The sequence below is a fragment of the Streptomyces caniferus genome (assembly GCF_009811555.1).
Taxonomy (GTDB): domain Bacteria; phylum Actinomycetota; class Actinomycetes; order Streptomycetales; family Streptomycetaceae; genus Streptomyces; species Streptomyces caniferus.
Window position 1 is genome coordinate 244997 of the sequence record NZ_BLIN01000002.1, and the last position, 17921, is coordinate 262917.

At 71.2% G+C, this 17921-nt stretch carries 15 protein-coding genes and 2 pseudogenes; 4 read left to right on the plus strand and 13 right to left on the minus strand.

Annotation, left to right across the window (positions count from 1 at the left end; all coding sequences use genetic code 11):
• Window positions 1-198 precede the first annotated feature (198 nt).
• Together Scani_RS02920 and Scani_RS02925 are read left to right on the plus strand one after the other, a co-directional pair.
• Entirely contained in the window at window positions 199-1680 is a 1482-nt protein-coding gene (locus tag Scani_RS02920; RefSeq protein WP_159469719.1) for a purine-cytosine permease family protein, read from the plus strand.
• A gap of 294 nt (window positions 1681-1974) precedes the next feature.
• Window positions 1975-2873: pseudogene (locus Scani_RS02925) on the plus strand (LLM class flavin-dependent oxidoreductase).
• A 15-nt stretch (window positions 2874-2888) separates the two neighbouring features.
• Here Scani_RS02925 and Scani_RS40600 read toward each other — a convergent pair.
• The 5 genes and pseudogenes from Scani_RS40600 to Scani_RS02955 all read right to left on the minus strand — a co-directional run.
• Window positions 2889-3038 (minus strand): annotated as a pseudogene (locus tag Scani_RS40600) (cupin domain-containing protein); the annotation flags it as partial.
• A gap of 177 nt (window positions 3039-3215) precedes the next feature.
• Window positions 3216-4634 carry a sugar porter family MFS transporter gene (locus Scani_RS02935; protein ID WP_167538017.1) on the minus strand — a complete coding sequence of 473 codons (1419 nt, stop codon included), beginning with the start codon at window positions 4632-4634 and terminating at the stop codon, window positions 3216-3218.
• A 310-nt stretch (window positions 4635-4944) separates the two neighbouring features.
• Window positions 4945-8688 carry a chromosome segregation SMC family protein gene (locus Scani_RS02940; RefSeq protein WP_159469723.1) on the minus strand — a complete coding sequence of 1248 codons (3744 nt, stop codon included), beginning with the start codon at window positions 8686-8688 and terminating at the stop codon, window positions 4945-4947.
• A 297-nt stretch (window positions 8689-8985) separates the two neighbouring features.
• Window positions 8986-9189 carry a hypothetical protein gene (locus Scani_RS02945; RefSeq protein WP_006602857.1) on the minus strand — a complete coding sequence of 68 codons (204 nt, stop codon included), beginning with the start codon at window positions 9187-9189 and terminating at the stop codon, window positions 8986-8988.
• Between the two features lie 382 nt (window positions 9190-9571).
• Window positions 9572-9853, minus strand: a complete 282-nt coding sequence (locus Scani_RS02955; protein ID WP_159469725.1) for an acylphosphatase — start codon at window positions 9851-9853, stop codon at window positions 9572-9574.
• 179 nt (window positions 9854-10032) lie between these two features.
• Here Scani_RS02955 and Scani_RS02960 point away from each other — a divergent pair, with 179 nt between their 5' ends.
• Window positions 10033-10989 (plus strand): CAP domain-containing protein, encoded by a 957-nt coding sequence (locus tag Scani_RS02960; protein WP_159469727.1) that lies wholly within the window; start codon window positions 10033-10035, stop codon window positions 10987-10989.
• Window positions 10990-11163: 174 nt separating this feature from the next.
• On the opposite strand, the gene Scani_RS02965 is transcribed toward Scani_RS02960, so the two are convergent.
• On the minus strand, window positions 11164-11754 hold the full coding sequence (locus tag Scani_RS02965; RefSeq protein WP_174872641.1) for a flavodoxin family protein: 591 nt from the start codon (window positions 11752-11754) through the stop codon (window positions 11164-11166).
• A gap of 151 nt (window positions 11755-11905) precedes the next feature.
• Between Scani_RS02965 and Scani_RS02970 the strand changes: the two genes are divergently transcribed.
• The gene (locus Scani_RS02970; RefSeq protein ID WP_159469731.1) at window positions 11906-12331 is read left to right on the plus strand and encodes a winged helix-turn-helix transcriptional regulator; all 426 of its coding nucleotides are present in this window, start codon (window positions 11906-11908) and stop codon (window positions 12329-12331) included.
• Between the two features lie 27 nt (window positions 12332-12358).
• Here Scani_RS02970 and mutM read toward each other — a convergent pair whose 3' ends face one another.
• The 7 genes from mutM to rsmD form a co-directional block, all read right to left on the minus strand.
• Complete coding sequence (gene mutM, locus Scani_RS02975; protein WP_159469733.1) at window positions 12359-13285, minus strand: bifunctional DNA-formamidopyrimidine glycosylase/DNA-(apurinic or apyrimidinic site) lyase; 927 nt, start codon at window positions 13283-13285, stop codon at window positions 12359-12361.
• A 252-nt stretch (window positions 13286-13537) separates the two neighbouring features.
• Window positions 13538-14356, minus strand: a complete 819-nt coding sequence (gene rnc, locus Scani_RS02980) for a ribonuclease III (protein WP_159469735.1) — start codon at window positions 14354-14356, stop codon at window positions 13538-13540.
• Between the two features lie 19 nt (window positions 14357-14375).
• Complete coding sequence (rpmF, locus tag Scani_RS02985; RefSeq protein WP_003951102.1) at window positions 14376-14549, minus strand: 50S ribosomal protein L32; 174 nt, start codon at window positions 14547-14549, stop codon at window positions 14376-14378.
• A 2-nt stretch (window positions 14550-14551) separates the two neighbouring features.
• Window positions 14552-15148 (minus strand): YceD family protein, encoded by a 597-nt coding sequence (locus tag Scani_RS02990; protein WP_246295468.1) that lies wholly within the window; start codon window positions 15146-15148, stop codon window positions 14552-14554.
• Between the two features lie 200 nt (window positions 15149-15348).
• A complete protein-coding gene (locus Scani_RS02995; RefSeq protein WP_159469737.1) occupies window positions 15349-16485 on the minus strand; it encodes a F0F1 ATP synthase subunit B in 1137 nt (378 codons plus the stop codon).
• 128 nt (window positions 16486-16613) lie between these two features.
• The gene (gene coaD, locus Scani_RS03000; protein ID WP_218039163.1) at window positions 16614-17096 is read right to left on the minus strand and encodes a pantetheine-phosphate adenylyltransferase; all 483 of its coding nucleotides are present in this window, start codon (window positions 17094-17096) and stop codon (window positions 16614-16616) included.
• A 26-nt stretch (window positions 17097-17122) separates the two neighbouring features.
• Window positions 17123-17722, minus strand: coding sequence for a 16S rRNA (guanine(966)-N(2))-methyltransferase RsmD (rsmD, locus tag Scani_RS03005; RefSeq protein ID WP_159469741.1), 600 nt, complete (start codon window positions 17720-17722; stop codon window positions 17123-17125).
• Window positions 17723-17921: the final 199 nt, after the last annotated feature.

Genomic DNA, 17921 nt, shown 5'->3' on the forward strand with positions numbered 1-17921 from the left:
CGAAGCTGGGTGACACTCGTACTCGTCGTGGCGTCCAACGGTGCACATCGCCAGAAGTTGGATCAAAGTACGATGGTCGTCGGCCACGCAACGCGCGTAGAGTCCTGGCAGCCAAAATGCCGGCCAGGCACCACAGCCGCTGCCTGCACCTCCTCTCCCGGGGGTGCCTCCAGATCCCCGCACGGAGATACCTGCACCATGGGCACCACGTCCGCTTCCCCGCCCGAAACCGACGGCGCCGTCGAGACCCGCGGCATCGAGCCCGTTCCCGACCACGAACGCCACGGTCGCGTCCGCGAACTCTTCCCGACCTGGGTCGCCGCCAACATCAGCGTGCTGTTGCTGACCATGGGCGCCTCGCTCGTGGTCAACAACGGCCTGAACTTCTGGCAGGTCCTGCTGGTGGCCGCGATCGCCGCGGCCGTGGCCTTCGGCATGGTGGGCGTGCTGTCGGTCTCCGGCAAGTGGGGCGGCGCCCCCGGCGCGATGCTCTCCCGGGCCGCCTTCGGCGTCCGCGGCAACTACTTCCCCGGCGCGATCCTGTGGGTCGCCCGCTTCGGCTGGGAAACGATCAACGCGGTCACCGGCGCCTACGCGGTGCTGACCGTGCTGCATCTGCTGCTGGGCATCGAGAGCAACAACGTGCTCGTCGTCGTCACCCTGCTCGCCTTCGTGGCCGTCACCTACCTGGTGAGCGGTATGGGCCGCAAGGCGCTCAACGTCTGCAACAAGTACTCGACGTACCTGTTCGGCCTGTTCAGCATCATGGTGCTGGTCTACCTGGTCGCCACGATGGACTGGGACGCCATCTTCGCCAAGAAGGCGGGCACCACCGCCATGGTGATCGCGGGCATCGGCACCATCGCGGCCGGCGGTATCAGCTGGGTGCCCACCGGCCCCGACTTCGCGCGCTACCTCCCGCACTCCGCGTCCGGCAAGAAGATCGTCGGCACCACCGTCTCCGGCGCGGCCCTGGTGCTGCTGCCGATGGTGCTGATGGGCGGCGTGATGGCCGTCTCGAACCCGAAGCTGGCCGGTCAGAACACCGACCCGATGTCGTTCCTCGGCACCATCCTGCCGTCCTGGCTCGCGGTGCCGTACCTCATCACCGCGCTGGTCGGCATGGTGCTGATCAACAGCCTGTCGATGTACTCCGCGGGCTTCACCGCACAGACCATGGGCGTCAAGCTGCCGCGTGCCCTCGCGGTCAGCATCAATGCCGTCATCAGCCTGGTCGGCGGCCTGTTCATGATGCTGGTGGCCAAGGACTTCATCGGCCAGTTCATCGCCTTCCTGACGCTCCTCGCGGTCTCCTTCTCCGCCTGGATCGGCGTCTACGGCGTCGACATGGCCCGTCGGCGCAAGCTGGCGGTGCGCTACGACGCCGACAGCCTGATGAACACCGGCCGCACCAGCCGCTACTGGTACACCGGCGGTTTCTGCTGGCAGGCCATGACGGCCTGGGCCCTCGCGCTCGGCGCGGGACTGTGCTTCACCAAGGTCCAGTGGTTCACCGGCCCGCTGGCCACCACCTGGATCGGCGAGAACGGCCTGGGCTGGGCAGCCACGATCGCGATCGGCGCGCTCGCCTTCGCCGTCCTGCCGACGCCCCGGGAGTCCGTCCCCGCGGCCGGGGCCGACGAGGCGGCCGAGGCCCGGCAGGCCGTCGAGGTGGGCTGACCCGGCTCCGCCCCGCGGACCGGCCCCGCGGACCGTCTCCCCCCTAGTGATCTGACGCAGCGTCAGCTACCGTCCCCTTCGCCAACCGCCCTGGCGAAGGGGACGTTTGCCATGTCTGCCCTGCCTGCCCAGCCGTCGCCCGGCCACCAGCCCCCGACGAGGCTCCACCGGAGCCGAAAGCCCGGGGGCACCAGCCTCGCGCCGCCCCCGTGGATCTCGGTCCTGCGCATCAACCTCGTCGATCCCGCGCCCACGCCCGCCGCGCTGTCCGCGCGCTACCGGGCCGCCGTCGAGATGGCCGCGTTCGCCGACGACCGCGGCTTCACCATGGTCCAGACCGAGGAGCACCACGCCACCACCAACGGCTGGATGCCCTCCCCGCTCACCTTCGCCGGCGCCGTCTTCGGCGCCACCCGCCGCATCGGCGTCACGGTCTCCGCGCTGATCACGCCGCTGCACGACCCGCTGCGGCTGGCCGAGGACCTCGCCTCGCTCGACCTCCTCGGCGGCGGCCGGCTGGTCACCGTCGCCGGCCTCGGCTACCGGCCCGAGGAGTACGCGGCGCACGGGCAGGACTGGCGGAGCCGTGGCGCACTCCAGGACGAGGTGCTGGAGACCCTGCTGTCCGCGTGGACCGGCGAACCGTTCGCCTACCGGGGGCGCACGGTCCAGGTCACCCCCGCCCGTACACCCGGCCGCACCCGCTGCTGCTGATCGGCGGCAGCTCGCGGGCCGCGGCCCGGCGCGCGGCCCGCCTGGGGCTCCCCCTCTTCCCCAGTGCCCACCTCCCCGAACTGGAGGCCTACTACCACGAGCAGCGCGCCGTCTTCGGCACCGAAGGCTGGGTGATGCAGCCGCCGGAGCGGACCTCGCTCCTCCACCTCTCCGAGGACCCGGACCGCACCTGGGCCGCGTACGGCGGCCATCTGCTGTACGAGGCGCGGATGTACGCCTCCTGGCAGTCCGCCGGCGTCCGCTCTGCGGTGCGCTCGTCCGCCCAGGACGTCGCGGCACTGCGCGAGGAGGGCGTCTACCGCATCGTCACCCCGGACGAGTGCCTCCGGCTCGCCCGGCAGGAGGGCGGCGGGGGCTCGCTGATCCTGCATCCGCTGTGCGGCGGGATGCCCGTCGACGAGGGCTGGCGCTCGCTGCATCTGTTCGCCGAGCGGGTGCTGCCCCGCCTCGAGGACTGACGGCCGGCGGCGGGTTCAGCCTTCCGGGGAGAAGACGAACAGGATGCAGCCCGCCGCCGACTGCGGGACGTGCCAGGAGCCGGCCGGCGCATGGAGGAAGGACCCGGCGGAATGGTCCCCGTCACCGTCGTGGAAGGTGCCCGAGACCGCCGGCGCTTCCAGCGGGCGCTGCACACCACGCCGGCCGCGTACCGGCGCGCGTTCCGTGCGGCACGAGGCGCACCCCGGGAAGACGATCACGCTTGAGGCCCACGACGTCCCGGGCACAAAAAACGGGTACTGCCCGGGGTCCCTGTTGACCCGGGGCAGTACCCAGTACTGAGGAGAAGGACTGGCGGGGGGTTAGCCCATCTCCTCCAACGCCTTGCCCTTGGTCTCCTTCACGAACTTGAGCACGAAGGGGATCGAGAGCAGAGCGAAGACCGCGTAGATGACGTACGTACCCGAGAGGTTCCAGTCGGACAGGCTCGGGAAGCTGGCCGTGATGGCCCAGTTGGCGATCCACTGCGCGGAGGCGGCGACGCCCAGCGCGGCGGCACGAATCTTGTTCGGGAACATCTCGCCGAGGAAGACCCAGACGACGACGCCCCAGGAGAGGGCGAAGAAGAGCACGAAGACGTGGGCGGCGATCAGCGCCACGGTGCCCTGGGTGGCGGGCAGGGTGCCGGCCGCGCTCTTGGAGGCGAACGCCCATGCCTCCGCCGCGAGGGCGACGGCCATACCGGCCGAGCCGACGAGCGCCAGCGGACGCCGGCCGATCTTGTCGACGAAGATCATCGCGATCACGGTGCCGATGATGTTGATGATCGACGTCGTGAAGCTGTAGAAGAACGAGCTGCTCGGGTCGATGCCGACGGACTGCCACAGCGCCGAGGAGTAGTAGAACGCGACGTTGATGCCGACCAGCTGCTGGAAGACCGACAGACCGATACCGACCCAGACGATCGGCAGGAAGCCGAACTTGCTGCCGAGCAGGTCCTTGAACTTCGGCTTCTCCTCACGGCGCATGGCGTCCTGGATCTCGGTGACGCGCTTGTCCAGGTCGACGGTCTTGCCCTCGACCTCGGCGAGCACCTCCTGGGCGCGGGAGATCTTGCCGACGGAGATCAGGTAACGCGGCGACTCGGGGATCGCGAAGGAGAGCAGGCCGTACAGGGCGGCCGGGACGACCATCACGCCGAGCATCCACTGCCAGGCCTCCAGGCCGGCGACGACGCCGCGCTGGTTGCCGTTGGCGAGGTTGAGGATGCCCCAGTTGACGAGCTGGGAGATCGCGATACCGACGACGATCGCAGCCTGCTGGAACGAACCGAGACGGCCGCGGTAGGCGGACGGCGAGACCTCGGCGATGTAGGCCGGGCCGATGACCGAGGCCATACCGATCGCGAAACCGCCGACGATCCGCCAGAGGGCCAGATCCCAGAGGGCGAACGGCAGGGCGGAGCCGATGGCGCTGGCGACGAACAGAACCGAGGCGATCTGCATCACGCGGATGCGGCCTATACGGTCCGCGATCCGGCCTGCAGTGGCCGCTCCGATGGCGCAGCCGATCAGCGCGACGGCGATCACCTGGGCGAGGACTGCCGATCCGACGTCGTAGCGGCTGCGGATCGCCTCGACGGCGCCGTTGATGACGGCACTGTCGTAACCGAAGAGGAAGCCGCCCATCGCGGCAGCCGCGGTGATGAAGATGACATGGCCGAGATGCTCGGGGTGGGCCTTGCGGCCTTCCGAGCCCATCGGCTGCGCGGTGCTGGTCAACGTGAACTCCAGTGGCCCGGCTGCGCTGCCGGGTTAGGGGGCTGGCCCTACAAGTGGTGCATAGGTTGGGGGTACCCACCACTTGAAGGTAAAAGCAACGTTGCAGAGACTATGCCTTCAAGTTTCGAAGTCAATAGGCCTGAATGAAATTGTTTCTCGGCCGACCGGGGAGCCTTTCGTTCAAGTTCTGAACTGATGCAGTGTCGGATACTCCGGGCGATCGCCAAGGGTGCCGGCGGGGCCGCCAAAAGCACCTAATCCGGTCGATACCACCCCGAGGCCGAGCGGTCTGCGCGCGGCGCGCCCGTGGTCAGTGCAGTCGCTGACTGATGACCTTAGATACGCCGTCGCCCTGCATCGATACCCCGTAAAGGGCGTCGGCGACCTCCATCGTCCGCTTCTGATGCGTGATCACAATCAGCTGGGAGCTCTCCTGGAGTTCTTCCATGATCCGGATCAGCCGCTGCAGGTTGGTGTCGTCCAGCGCCGCCTCCACCTCGTCCATCACATAGAACGGGCTGGGCCGCGCCTTGAAGATCGACACCAGCAGCGCCACCGCGGTCAGCGACCGCTCGCCGCCCGACAGCAGCGACAGCCGCTTGACCTTCTTCCCCGGAGGCCGCGCCTCCACGTCCACCCCGGTCGCCAGCATGTCGTCCGGGTCGGTCAGCACCAGGCGTCCCTCGCCGCCCGGGAAGAGCCGTGCGAAGACGCCCTCGAACTCGCGCGCGGTGTCGTGGTACGCCTCGGTGAAGACCTGCTCCACCCGCTCGTCGACCTCCTTGACCACCTGCATCAGGTCGGCACGGGTCTTCTTCAAGTCTTCAAGCTGCTCGCTCAGGAACTTGTGCCGCTCCTCCAGCGCGGCGAATTCCTCCAACGCCAGCGGATTCACCTTCCCGAGCTGCTGGTACGCCCGCTCGGCCGCCCTGAGCCGCTTCTCCTGCTCGGCCCGCACATAGGGCACCGGCTGGTTGCGCGGATGTTCCGGGTCGTCCGGGAGCACCTCGCCGTCGGCGGCCGGCGACGGCGGGACGAGCTGTTCGGGGCCGTACTCGGACATCAGCCCGGCCGGCTCCACCCCCAGCTCCTCCAGCGCCCTGGTCTCCAGCTGCTCGATCCGCAGCCGCTTCTCCGCGCCCAGCACCTCGCCGCGGTGCATCGAGTCCGTCAGCTTGTCCAGCTCGGACTTCAGCTCCCGGCCCTGGTTGCGCTCGGCCACCAGCGCCTGTTCCCGCTCGGCCTTCGCCCGCTCCGCCGCGCCGCGTTCCTCCTCGGCCCGTACGGCCGACACCTCGACGTGCGCCAGCAGCTGCCGGGCACCGGCGGCGACCGCCCCGGCCACCTCCGCCTCGTGCCGCAGCCGCGCGCGCCGCCGCTCGGCCCGCACCCGCGCCTCGCGTTCGGCGCGCGCCCCCCGGTCCAGCGCATCCGCCCGCCCGGCGAGCGCCTTCACCCGCTCCTCGTGCGTCCGCGCCTGGAGCCGGGCCTCCATCTCCGTCTGCCGCGCATTGGCGCCGTCGGCGGCCAGCCGGTCCCGTACGGAGGTGTCGGGCTCCTCCTCGCCGACGCCCGGCTCCTCCTCGGCCACCGCGAGGCGCTCGGCGAGCTCCTCGGCCTCCTCGGTGGCCCGCACCAGGGCCTCTTCGGCCTTGGCCGCCGCCGCGTCGGACCGCTCGGCCTCCCCCGCGGCCGCCCGCGCCTGCCCGCCGAGCCGGCCCAGATCGCCGGCGACCTTCGACTTCTCCCGGTCCGCCGCCCGCCGCCGCTCCGCCAGCTCCTCGACCAGCGCGGCACACTCCGTACGGCGTTCCGCCGCGGCCCGCTGCGCCTGCGTCAGCCGCTCGCAGCGCGCCGCCAGCTCCTCCAGCTCGGCGGCCGCCTCGTCGACGGAGGCCTGCACCTCCAGCAGGCTCGGCGCACCGGCGGAGCCGCCGTGCGCGAAATGCGTCCCCAGCAGGTCGCCCTCGCCGGTCACCGCCATCAGCTCCGGCCGTGCGGCCACCAGCTCCTCGGCGTCCTCCAGCGTCCCGACCACCACGACGTCCCGCAGCAGCCGAGCCACGGCGGCCGTCAACTCCGCAGGTCCCCCCACCAGTTCATCCGCCGGTACGGGCGCGGAACGGGGCCCGGGAACCCGGTGCCCGACGGGCTCGGGCGCGCCCGGCGCCCCGGCCGCGCCCCGCGCCGCCACCCGAACAGCCTCACCGGCCGCCACGGCACCCGAGGCCCCACCGGGCTCGCCGGCCCCCGCCATGTCCACGGCCGCCATGGACTCGTCGGCCTCCACAGCCCGCGCGGGCGCAGGCACCCGTCCCGCACCCGCCCGGCTCCCGCCTCCCCCGAGCACCATCGCCGCCCGCCCCGCGTCCTGTGTGCGCAGCAGCCGGATGGCCTCGGCGGCGGTGCCCGGGCCGCTGACGGCAAGGGCGTCCGCGGCCACGCCGAGGGCGGCCGCCACCGGGACCTCGAAACCGGGGGTGACGGTCAGCAGTTCCGCCGCCGGACCGAGCAGGCCCGTGAGCTGGTCCGCGGCGGCCAGCAGCGCGCCGGTACCGTCCTTGCGGCGCAGCCCGAGCGCCAGCGCGTCATGGCGCGCCGCGGTCGCGGCCCGCTCCCGCTCGGCCGTGGTCAGCGCCTCGCGCGCGGCGGACAGCGCGGACTCCGCCTCCGCCAGCTCGCGCCGGGCCGCCTCGTGCCGCTCGGCGACCTCCTCGTCGTCCGCGTCCAGCCCGTCGACCTCGGCCTTGAGCTGCTCGTACTCCTCCTGGGCGGTGACCGCCCGGCGCCGGGCGTCGTCCCTGGCCTCGGCCAGCCGGCCGATCTCCGCCTGCGCCGAGGCCGCCCGGCCACGGGCGGCGGTGACCTGCCCGCTCAGCCGGACCAGGCCCTCACGGCGGTCGGCGATCGCGCGGGCCACATCGCGCAGCCGCCGCTCCTCGTCCGCCAACTGACGCTCCAGTCCGGCACGGTGTTCGACGGTGTCCTCCAGCGCCCGGCTCGCCGCCTCCAGCGCCGCCGTCAACTCCGCCTCCTGCTCGCGGATCCGGGCGGCCTCGCGCTCCATGTCCTCGGGGTCGCGCCCGTGCCGCTCCTCCGGCGGGGCCGCCGAGGCGCTCTTGACCCGTGCCTCGGCCAGCGAGATCGTGCCGCGCACCCGCTCGGCGAGCTGGGTGAGCTCATGCCAGGTCTGCTGGGCGCGCTGCACCCGCGGCGTCAGGGTGCGCACTTCCTCCTCCAGGGCCGCCTCGTGCCGCTGGGCGGTGCGCAGCCGGTCCTCGGCGGCCTGCTTGCGCTCCTTCAGCGCCGCCTCGTCCGCGATCTCGGCGCGCAGCGCCCGGCGCAGGGTGACGAGGTCGTCGGCGAGCAGCCGCAGCCGGGCGTCGCGCAGGTCCGCCTGGATGACGGCGGCGCGCCGGGCGACCGCGGCCTGCCGCCCCAGCGGCTTGAGCTGGCGGCGCAGCTCATCGGTCAGATCCTGGACGCGGGCGAGGTTGGCCTTCATCGCGTCCAGCTTCCGCAGCGCCTTCTCCTTGCGCTTGCGGTGCTTGAGGACGCCGGCCGCTTCCTCGATGAAGGCCCGGCGCCCCATCGGGTCGGCATGCAGTACGGAGTCGAGCTGCCCCTGCCCGACGATGACATGCATCTCCCGGCCGATACCGGAATCGGACAGCAGTTCCTGGATGTCCAGCAACCGGCAGGTGTCCCCGTTGATCTGGTACTCGCTGCCGCCGTTGCGGAACATGATCCGGGTGAGGGTGACTTCGGTGTACTCGATCGGCAGTGCACCGTCGGAGTTGTCGACGGTGAGCGAGACCTCGGCGCGGCCGAGCGGCGGCCGCCCGGTCGTCCCGGCGAAGATGACGTCCTCCATCTTGCCGCCGCGCAGCGACTTGGCTCCCTGCTCGCCCATGACCCAGGACAGCGCGTCCACCACGTTGGACTTGCCGGAGCCGTTCGGGCCCACGACGCAGGTGATGCCCGGCTCGAACCGGAGCGTCGTGGCGGAGGCGAAGGACTTGAAACCTCGCAGGGTCAGACTCTTGAGATGCACGCCGTTGGACTCTACCGGCCGCCCCTCGGGGGACGGCCCCGCCATTCCGCGCCGATCACCCGCCCCGTACGGCCCCCGGGTATACCGCACCGTTCATTTTCGGTTTCATTGACGAAAGCGCAGGGCACATCATGCGGTAAGGGAGGGGCGGCACGGCTGAAGTGGCCTTATGGTCCGAAAGGCCGGAGAGCGAAAGAACCGGAAACGACGAAGGGACGCCGAAGCGTCCCTTGAAGATCTTGAAGAGAGCGGTGCCTCAAGCGGCTGGCGAGAGCTCTACCGGCCCTGAGGTCGGGGTCAGGTGAGCGCGGGCTCCGCCTGGGGTACGTCGATGTCGAGCATCGAGTCGTCGCGACGTGCGGCAGCGGACAGCATGTCGTTTTCGGCCTGCATCCGAATAAGTTCGGATTCAAGGTCTTGGACGCGCTGCTGAAGCCGTCGCATCTCGGAGAGGACTCGGGGGTCGGAGCCGCCGACGTAACCGAGAAGCGCCTTTGCCATGATGGATGGTCCTCCACAATGAGTGACCGACCGAAGCGGTGTGGGTCGTGAGGGATTCGCACCCGCGGTGCTTGTCATTCTCTGGTGTACTCAATGCCAAACAGCTAAGGTGCGCGGGGATTCCAGAGTCTCACCAAACGGTTTGACGGTCAACACGATCACACCCCGTATCCTCGGGCACCTGAGAGTGCGCGGCCGCGAGGGCGCTGCGCCGACTCCCCAGAAAGGTCCCGCGGGGGCGTAGAGATCATCCGTACAGCGGCAGCCTTGCACGGGTCGGCCGAGTTGGCAACCACCAGGCCTTATCTCCCGTAAGCAGCTGACAAAGAGACATCCCCAAGATCGCCTGTGACGGCCGTACGGGCGGTTCCGGACGGCTCACTCAGCGGATCTCGAAGCCGTCGTAACCGCCCCGGGGCGTGGCCCATATCTCAGTGACTCCGTCCACCCGCCCGGGCGTGTCTCCGGTGCGGAGCCAGTCCAGCAGCGCGTCGCAGCGCTCCTTCGGGCCCTCGGCGACCACCTGGACGCGGCCGTCGCCGAGGTTGACCGCAAATCCGCGGAGTTCGCCGATGCGAAGGGCGTTGGCCCGGGTGAACCAACGGAAGCCGACGCCTTGGACCTGACCACGCACCCAGGCGGTCACACGGACACCTTCGTTCATGTGTGCACGTTAACTGGCCAATTGCTCAACGGTCACTTCCGCCCCTTGCGCCATGGCGTACAGTCCCCCGACAAGCGAGGCTCACTCTTACGGGTGAACCGTCTTGACGCTCAGGAAGCTCTGCGGCGGTAGCCGCCCCAGTGGAGCCGGTGCTTGCACCGGGGGAAGGAAGACAGCGGATGGGCCGCCATCGACGCTCTGCTCCCCCAGCCCCCGAAGCCCCCGGCACGGGGCCTGTTGACGCACCGGCAGCAGCGCGGGGCGACGCACCGGCGGCAACACGGCCCGGCACGCCGTCCGCTGCGCAGCGCCACGGACGTCGCGCGGCCCCGCGCCGCGGCAGGGCGCCCGTACGCACCGGCCTGCTCGGCGCCTCCGCGGCGATGGCGATGGGAGCCGTCGCGGTCGCGTCCGGACTGATCCCCGGTCACGGCCAGTTCGACGGGGGCACGGGCGGGGACCAAGGGGACCGCGTACGCGCCGGCGCACTGCCGGAGGCCACCGAGCCGCTGGGCGGGCGGTCGGCGACACCGTCCGACCGCGCCACGGACCAGGCGAGCCGCGGCGGCACCCGTTCCGCCGTCCCCGGCACCGGCCGCCCCTCCTCCCCCACCACTCCCTCGACGTCCCCCTCACCGCAACGGACCTCCTCCACCCCCACCGGGAAGACCGAGGCGCGCCGGTCCGCCGAGCCCTCCGGCCGGCCGTCCTCGGCGGCACCCGTACGCAGCGCGGCGCCGTCGAAGGCCCCCGACACCTCGTCGTCCGCCGAGGCCCAGGTCCTGTCCCTGGTCAACCAGGAGCGCGCCCAGGCCGGCTGCTCCCCCGTCACGGCCGACAAGGAACTGGCGGGACTCGCACAACAGTTCAGTGACGACATGGCCCGGCGCGGCTTCTTCGACCACACCGACCCGGACGGCGACACCCCCTGGGACCGTGCCCGGGACGCGGGCATCAGCGATCTGGGCGGCGAGAACATAGCCCGCGGCCAGGCCACCGCCCAGGCCGTCATGGACTCCTGGATGAACAGTCCCGGCCACCGCGCCAACATCCTCAACTGCGAGTACAAGACCCTCGGCGTCGGCGCCCACTTCGGTCCTGGAGGCCCGTGGTGGACGCAGGACTTCGGCTTCTGAGGCAGGCGACGCCCGGCCGGGCGAGGTGACCCCGAAAGCATCGGACGCCCGCGCCGCCCCGTGACGGATCACGGGGCGGCGCGGGCGTCTCGCGTGCGGTGAGCCGCGGGACTTGCGGGCCGCGCGGGCGTCCCGCACGGCGGGCGGAGGGGCGTGCGGGCTCGCACGCGCCGGTCAGGCGGCGAGGGCGGCGCGGCCCGCGGCGAAGATGCGGGCCTGCTCGGCGATGCGGCGTCCGAGGTGCTCGGCGGTGGCGATATCGGCCTTGTGGACGCCCTCGGCACCCTGGTCGTTGTCGGACTGGGCGCCGGCCCCCAGGAAGAAGCCGAGCCGGTTGAGGTCGTTCTCCGAGGCGGTGGAGGAGTTCCAGCCGGGGAGCAGGTTGAGGCCGATCCAGCTCATGCCGTGCTGGGCGGCGAGCACCGTGAAGAACTGCAGGGTGTGCAGCTTGTCCCCGCTCTTGGAGGCGGAGTTGGTGAAGCCGGCCGCGAGCTTGTCCTGCCAGGCACGGGTCGCCCAGCGCTTGGCGGTGGCCTCGGCGAAGACATGGAACGCGCCGGAGGCGGTCCCCATGTACGTCGGCGAGCCGAAGACGATCGCGTCGGAGGCGTCGAGCAGCTCCCATTCGGCTTCGGTGATCTCGTCGACCTTGATCAGGTGGACGGTGGCGCCCGCCCCGGCGGCAGCGGCGCGGACAGCCTCGGCCAGTACGGCGGTGTGGCCGAAACCGGAGTGGTAGGCGACGGAGACGACGGGGGCGGGCAGGGCAGGGCTGGTCACAGCGGTTCTCCTCAAGGTCACGGCATCCCGGGACGGTCGGTGCCCGGGAACGTCGGGCGGCGATGAGGAAAGAGAAGCACTAACTTTTAGAAAGCGCAACCCAATGGTTAGCGCTGCGCAGGAGTATGGTGTCGGCATGGCGACCGAGACCCCTGCCGCACCGGCCGAGGAGCCCACCTCCGGCTGTACGGACGACCTGGCCTACGACGTTTTCGCGCGCGACTGCCCGTCCCGTGACGCGCTCAAGCACGTCACCGACCGATGGGGCAGCCTGACGCTGGGAGCGCTCCTCGACGGCACCTTCCGCTTCAACGAACTGCGGCGCCGGGTGGAAGGGGTGAGCGAAAAGATGCTGGCCCAGACGCTGCACGCACTGGAGCGGGACGGACTCGTCCACCGCGAGGCCCAGCAGACCAACCCGCCCCGTGTCGACTACGCGCTCACGCCGCTGGGCGACCAGGTCGCGCGCCAGCTGCAGTTGCTGATCGCCCTGGTGGAGGACCGGATGCCGCAGGTGCTCCGGGCCCGGGAGCGCTATGACGCCCGGCACGCCGCCGGATGAGCCGGTGCCCGCGCCGGCGTGCCGCGTTCAGCCGCGCGGCGGCCGCTGGCAGCGGGGGCAGTAGTAGCTGGAACGGTTCATCCACGGACGGCGGCGGATCGGGGTGCCGCAGCGGCGGCAGGGTTCGTCCTCGCGGCCGTAGGCGTCCAGGGAGCGGTCGAAGTAGCCGGACTCGCCGTTGACGTTGACATAGAGGCTGTCGAAGCTGGTGCCGCCGACGGCGAGCGCGGCGTTCATCACGTCCCGTACGTGGCCGAGCAGTTCGGCGGTGCGCGGGCGGGTGAAGGTGGCGGTCGGCCGCTCGTAGTGGAGCTTGCTGCGCCACAGCGCCTCGTCGGCGTAGATGTTGCCGACGCCGCTGATCAGGGTCTGGTCCAGCAGCGCCCGCTTGATGGTGGTCCGGCGGCGGCGCAGCGCGTCGTGGAAGGCGGCGTCGTCGAAGGCCGGGTCGAGCGGGTCGCGGGCGATATGCGCGATGACGTCGGGCAGCTGGTCGGCGTCCCCGGGGACGGTGTCGTGCAGCGAGAGGCCGCCGAAGGTGCGCTGGTCGACGAAGCGGAGTTCGGTGCCGAGGGCGTCGGCGAAGCGGAGCCGGATCCGCAGGTGCTTCTCGTCCGGGGCGTCCTGCGGCTGGACCAGCAGCTGACCGCTCATCCCGAGATGGGCGAGGATCGCCAGGCCGTGGGTGACGGACGGCGTGACCCTCGGGGTGAGGCCCTCGGCGGCGGTCTGTGCGGCCGGGCCCCCGCCGGTCACCGGGAGCCAGAGGTACTTGCCGCGCCGGTGGGCGACGCCGAGCCGCAGCCCCGTGAGCCGGGCCGCGAAGTCGGCCGCGCCGGCCGTGTGCCGGCGGATCGCGCGCGGATGCCGCACCTCGACCTCGTCGATCGTGCGTCCGTCGACCCAGCGCTCCAGTCCGCGGCGTACGACCTCGACCTCGGGCAGCTCGGGCACGGGACTCCTCGGGACGGCTGGCGGAACGACAGCCGCAGCGTACCGCTCCCCTCCGGGAGCCCGAGGGCCCGCCCCGGTGCCTCGGGCGCGGTCCGCGGGGCAACCGCCGGGGGCGGCGGCCGAGTTGGGTCGCCCGCGAGGGACCCCGCCGTCCTGCCGGTGACGCGGGCGGCCACGGCTCCGGACAAGAAGGACCCCCGGTACGCCGAAGCGCAACGGGGGTACGTGCACCGCGCACGGAGGCGGGTGCGGTTAGCCGGCGGTGTCTTCCCCGGCGGGCTCGGCGGGCTCTGCCGCCTTGTCCGCCTCGGCCACCTTGGCCGCCTCGTCCGCGGCGGCGCGAATCTCGCGCCACGCCGACTCGGCCGCCTGCTGCTCGGCTTCCTTCTTGCTGCGGCCGGTGCCGGTGCCGTACGAGACACCACCGACGCGGGCGGCAGCAGTAAAGGTCTTCTCGTGGTCCGGTCCGGTCTCCGTGACCAGGTACTCCGGAACGCCGAGACCCTCGGTCGCGGTGAGTTCCTGGAGGCTGGTCTTCCAGTCCAGGCCCGCGCCCAGGCTGGAGGACTTCTCGATGAGCGGGTCGAAGAGCCGGTGCACCAGCTCGCCGGCCGCGTCGAGGCCCTGGTCGAGATAGACCGCGCCGATCACCGCTTCAAGGGTGTCGGCGAGGATGGATGCCTTGTCCCGGCCGCCCGTGCCCTCTTCGCCCCGTCCGAGGCGGATGAAGGCGCCGAGGTCGAGGCCGCGGCCCACCTCGGCAAGCGCACGCGAGTTGACCACCGCGGCCCGGAGCTTGGCCAGCTGGCCCTCGGGAAGATCGGGGTGGATGCGGTACAGCGTGTCGGTGACCACCAGGCCGAGCACCGAATCCCCGAGGAATTCGAGCCGCTCGTTGGTGGGCAGACCGCCGTTCTCGTATGCGTACGAGCGGTGCGTCAGCGCACGCACCAGAAGGGCGGACTCGAGCTTGTACCCGAGCCGCCCTTCCAGAAGCGTGTGAGACGAGGCCGTGTCCGCCGGAGTCGGTTCATCCCCGCGTGTGCGGGAAGTCGAATTGGCGTCTGACATGAAGCCTGTCACCAGCCGCTCAGACCTCGAGGACCTGGCGCTTGTTGTAGGTGCCGCAGCTCGGGCACGCGATGTGCTGCTGCTTCGGCTCGTGGCAGCGCTCGCACGCCACCAGGGTGGGGACCGCAGCCTTCCACTGCGACCGGCGGTGGCGCGTGTTGCTGCGCGACATCTTCCGCTTCGGAACAGCCACGGCTACTTCTCCTGCTTCTCGTCGACGCCCGCTTCGGCGCCGCCCATGTTGTCCTTCTCGCCGTCCTTGACGGTCCCGGCGAGTCCCTGCAGTGCCGCCCAACGGATGTCGACGGCGTCGTGGTGGTGGTCCGGGTCGTCCGCCAGCCGCACTCCACAATCGGAGCACAGGCCCGGGCAGTCGTCCTGGCACACCGGCTGCATCGGCAGTGCAAGCACCACCGCGTCACGCAGCACGGGTTCGAGGTCGAACAGGTCGTCCTCGAGGAAGAGGGTGTCCTCCTCGTCCTCGGCGTCGTCGCCGGCGTCCTCATGGACCCTGGCGTCGGCGTCGGGGTAGGCGAACATCTCCTGGAAGTCCGCGTCGAGCTCTCGCTCCAGCGGCTCCAGACACCTTACGCACTCCCCCTTGACGGTTGCACGGCCGGTGCCTGTGACAAGCACCCCGTCCATGACCGACTCCAGGCGGAGGTCGAGCTCGATCGGGGCGCCCTCGGGCACTCCGATGACCTCGTTGCCGAGGTCCCGGGGGGCCTCGACGGAGCGGGAGACCCTCTTCAGCGCACCGGGACGCCGGCCCAGCTCGCGCGTGTCGAACACGAGAGGGGAACGGTGGTCGAGGCGGGCGTTGATGGCTTCCTGCTTTCTACGGGGTTTTCCGTGCCGTCCGTACTCCTGCTGTACAGGATCCGGGCAGCAGAGATCGCGGAGATACGCGCGACCGAAGAGCCAGGATACTGGACGGGCCCCGATAGGCCCAATCCGCTCCCGGTCCTGCCCCGGGCCGCGGGCGGGGCCGCCTACTGGCGCCCCTCCTCGTACGCCCGGAGCTGGTCCAGGTCGATCATGCTGGTGTCGAAGAGGCTGGTCTCGTCCAGTGCGCCGGGCTGCGCGGAATGGCCGTGCGGAGCCTGCTGGGGCTGCTGGGGCACCTGCTGCTGGAGGTAGGCGTTCGGGTCGTAGCCCTGCTGCTGGGCCTGCTGCCAGTCGTAGCCGTACGGGTCCTGGTGCTGGGCGTACGGGACCTCCTGCGGCTGCTGATAGCCGTAGACGTCCTGCTGCGGGTAGACCGCCGGGTCGGTGTAGTAGCCCTGCTGCTGAAGCTGCGGCTGGAGGGGCTGCTGGTGCTCCTGGGGCTGCGCCTGGGGCATGGGAGGCGCCGGGGGCATCGGGGGCGCCTGCGGCGGCTGCTGCCCCTGGTCGGCGCCGATGCCCGCCAGACCGGCCAGATACTCGGCGTCGGCCTGGTGCCCGGACTGCGGATCGCCCTGCGCCGCCAGGTGGGCGCCCAGCTCGTCGATCGCCTGGGCGCCCTGGAGCTTGTCGCGGCCCCGGCCGACCGCTTCCAGCGTCTTGGTCAGCACGGCCTGGAACGCCCCGAACTTGGCGTCCACATACGCGTCGGCGCGCTGCCGGAGGGTCTCCGGGTCGGCGCTGCGCTCCGGGGCCTGCGTGCCGTCCTCGTCGGGGTACCCCTGGTCGTCGAGCCCGGGGTCGCGGCCGAGCAGCTTCTCGCGGCCGCGGTCGACGGATCCGATGGTCTTGGTGAGCACGACCTCGAAGTTGGCGAGCTTGCTGTCGACGTAGTCGTCGGCCTCGGCGCGGATCTCCTCCGCCTCCCGGCGGGCCTCCGCGAGGATCCGGTCCGCCTCGTCCTGGGACTGCCGGGCGACCTCGGTGTCGGAGATCAGCGAGCCGCGATGGGCGTGCGCGGTCTCGATGATCCGCTCCGCCTCGGCCCGCGCCTCCTCGACCATCTGCTCCCGCCCGCCGAGCAGCTCCTGCGCCTGCGCGAGGGAGCCCGGGAGCGCCGCGCGCACCTCCTCCAGCATGGCGAGCAGCTCGGCGCGGTTGACCACGCACGAGGCCGACATGGGCATGGACCGGGCACCGCCGACGGTCGCGACGATGTCGTCGAGCTTCTTCTGCACGTCCACTATGGACTCGCCACTCTCTGAAGGGTTGGAACGACGGAACGGGACGACTGTACGTCCACGGCCCCTTTGCCCGACACCAACTGACGCCCCATCAGCCAGGCATCACCGGGGCGGTGTGCCCTGCGGTGTCAGCCCTTCGTCCGCAGCCGCTCGGTGAGGGCCTCCAGGACGAACGGCGGCACCAGGTGCGAGACATCGCCGCCCCAGGCGGCAACCTCCTTGACGAGGCTGGAGGAGAGGAAGCTGTAGGTGGGGTTGGTGGGGACGAAGAGGGTCTCCACCCCGGACAGCCCGTTGTTCATCTGGGCCATCTGCAGCTCGTAGTCGAAGTCGCTGACGGCCCGCAGCCCCTTGACGATCGCGGGGATGTCGCGCTGCTTGCAGAAGTCGACGAGCAGGCCGTGGAAGGACTCGACCTCCACGTTGCCGTACTCGGCGGTGGCCCGGCGAATCAGCTCGATCCGCTCGTCGACCGTGAACAGCCCCTGCTTGGACTGGTTGATCATCACGGCGACGTGGACGACGTCGTACAACTTGGAGGCACGGGCGATGATGTCCAGGTGCCCGTTGGTGATGGGGTCGAACGACCCCGGACAGACGGCGCGGCGCAACTCGGGTTCCTCGCTCTCCGATCCGGTCATGACACGCTTACTGACGTCGATTCGGCAGACGTCGAAGCGGCGCGACCGTACCAAAGCGTCCCCTCGCCGTAGCGACGGGCCTTGATCGCTTCAAATCCGTCCGGCCATGGGAATGTGCCGCCTCGGGTGCTGCGCTCCACGGTGACGAGTGCGTCGTCCGCAAGCCACCCCTGACCACGGAGTGTGAGCAGGATCTCGCAGAGTTCCGCGTCGGTGACCACGTACGGCGGGTCCAGGAAGACGATGTCGTAGGGCTCTCCCGGGGCCGCTCCGGCGGCGGTCTGCTCGGCCTTGCCGGCCCGGACCTCGACGCCCGGGAGGCCGACCGCGCGGACGTTGTCCCGGATGGTGCGCACGGCGCGGGCATCGGCCTCGACCAGCAGGACGTGCGCGGCGCCGCGGGAGAGCGCCTCCAGGCCGACCGCGCCGGAACCGCCGTACAGATCGAGCACCCGGGCACCGCTCAGCGGTCCGTCGAGGGACTCCCAGGTGGAGAACATGCCCTCGCGCGCACGGTCGGAGGTCGGGCGGGTGCCGTTTCCCGGTGGTACGGCGAGGCGGCGGCCGCCGGCGGTACCGGCGATCACGCGGGTCATGGGCCCGTCCTTACGTTGCGCGTGGTCGGTGGGGGGAGCCGGGCGGGCTCCGCTCCTCCACGATATTCGGTCGGCAGGGGCCCGGCGTCCGGCCTGGGCTCCCCGGCAGCGCCCGGACCGGTGATCGATCTCACGTGGTGGCGGGCGGTTCCGAGCGGCGGGCGGGCGTCCGGCTCCCGTGCGGCCGCGCCCCGGCGAG

What these genes read in the sequence shown, in the direction of transcription:
- Scani_RS02920 (WP_159469719.1), top strand. Translation starts at nt 199, where the DNA reads ATGGGCACCACGTCCGCTTCCCCGCCCGAAACCGACGGCGCCGTCGAG.
- Scani_RS02945 (WP_006602857.1), bottom strand. Translation starts at nt 9,189, where the DNA reads ATGGCAAAGGCGCTTCTCGGTTACGTCGGCGGCTCCGACCCCCGAGTC.
- Scani_RS02955 (WP_159469725.1), bottom strand. Translation starts at nt 9,853, where the DNA reads ATGAACGAAGGTGTCCGTGTGACCGCCTGGGTGCGTGGTCAGGTCCAA.
- Scani_RS02960 (WP_159469727.1), top strand. Translation starts at nt 10,033, where the DNA reads ATGGGCCGCCATCGACGCTCTGCTCCCCCAGCCCCCGAAGCCCCCGGC.
- Scani_RS02970 (WP_159469731.1), top strand. Translation starts at nt 11,906, where the DNA reads ATGGCGACCGAGACCCCTGCCGCACCGGCCGAGGAGCCCACCTCCGGC.
- rnc (WP_159469735.1), bottom strand. Translation starts at nt 14,356, where the DNA reads ATGTCAGACGCCAATTCGACTTCCCGCACACGCGGGGATGAACCGACT.
- rsmD (WP_159469741.1), bottom strand. Translation starts at nt 17,722, where the DNA reads ATGACCCGCGTGATCGCCGGTACCGCCGGCGGCCGCCGCCTCGCCGTA.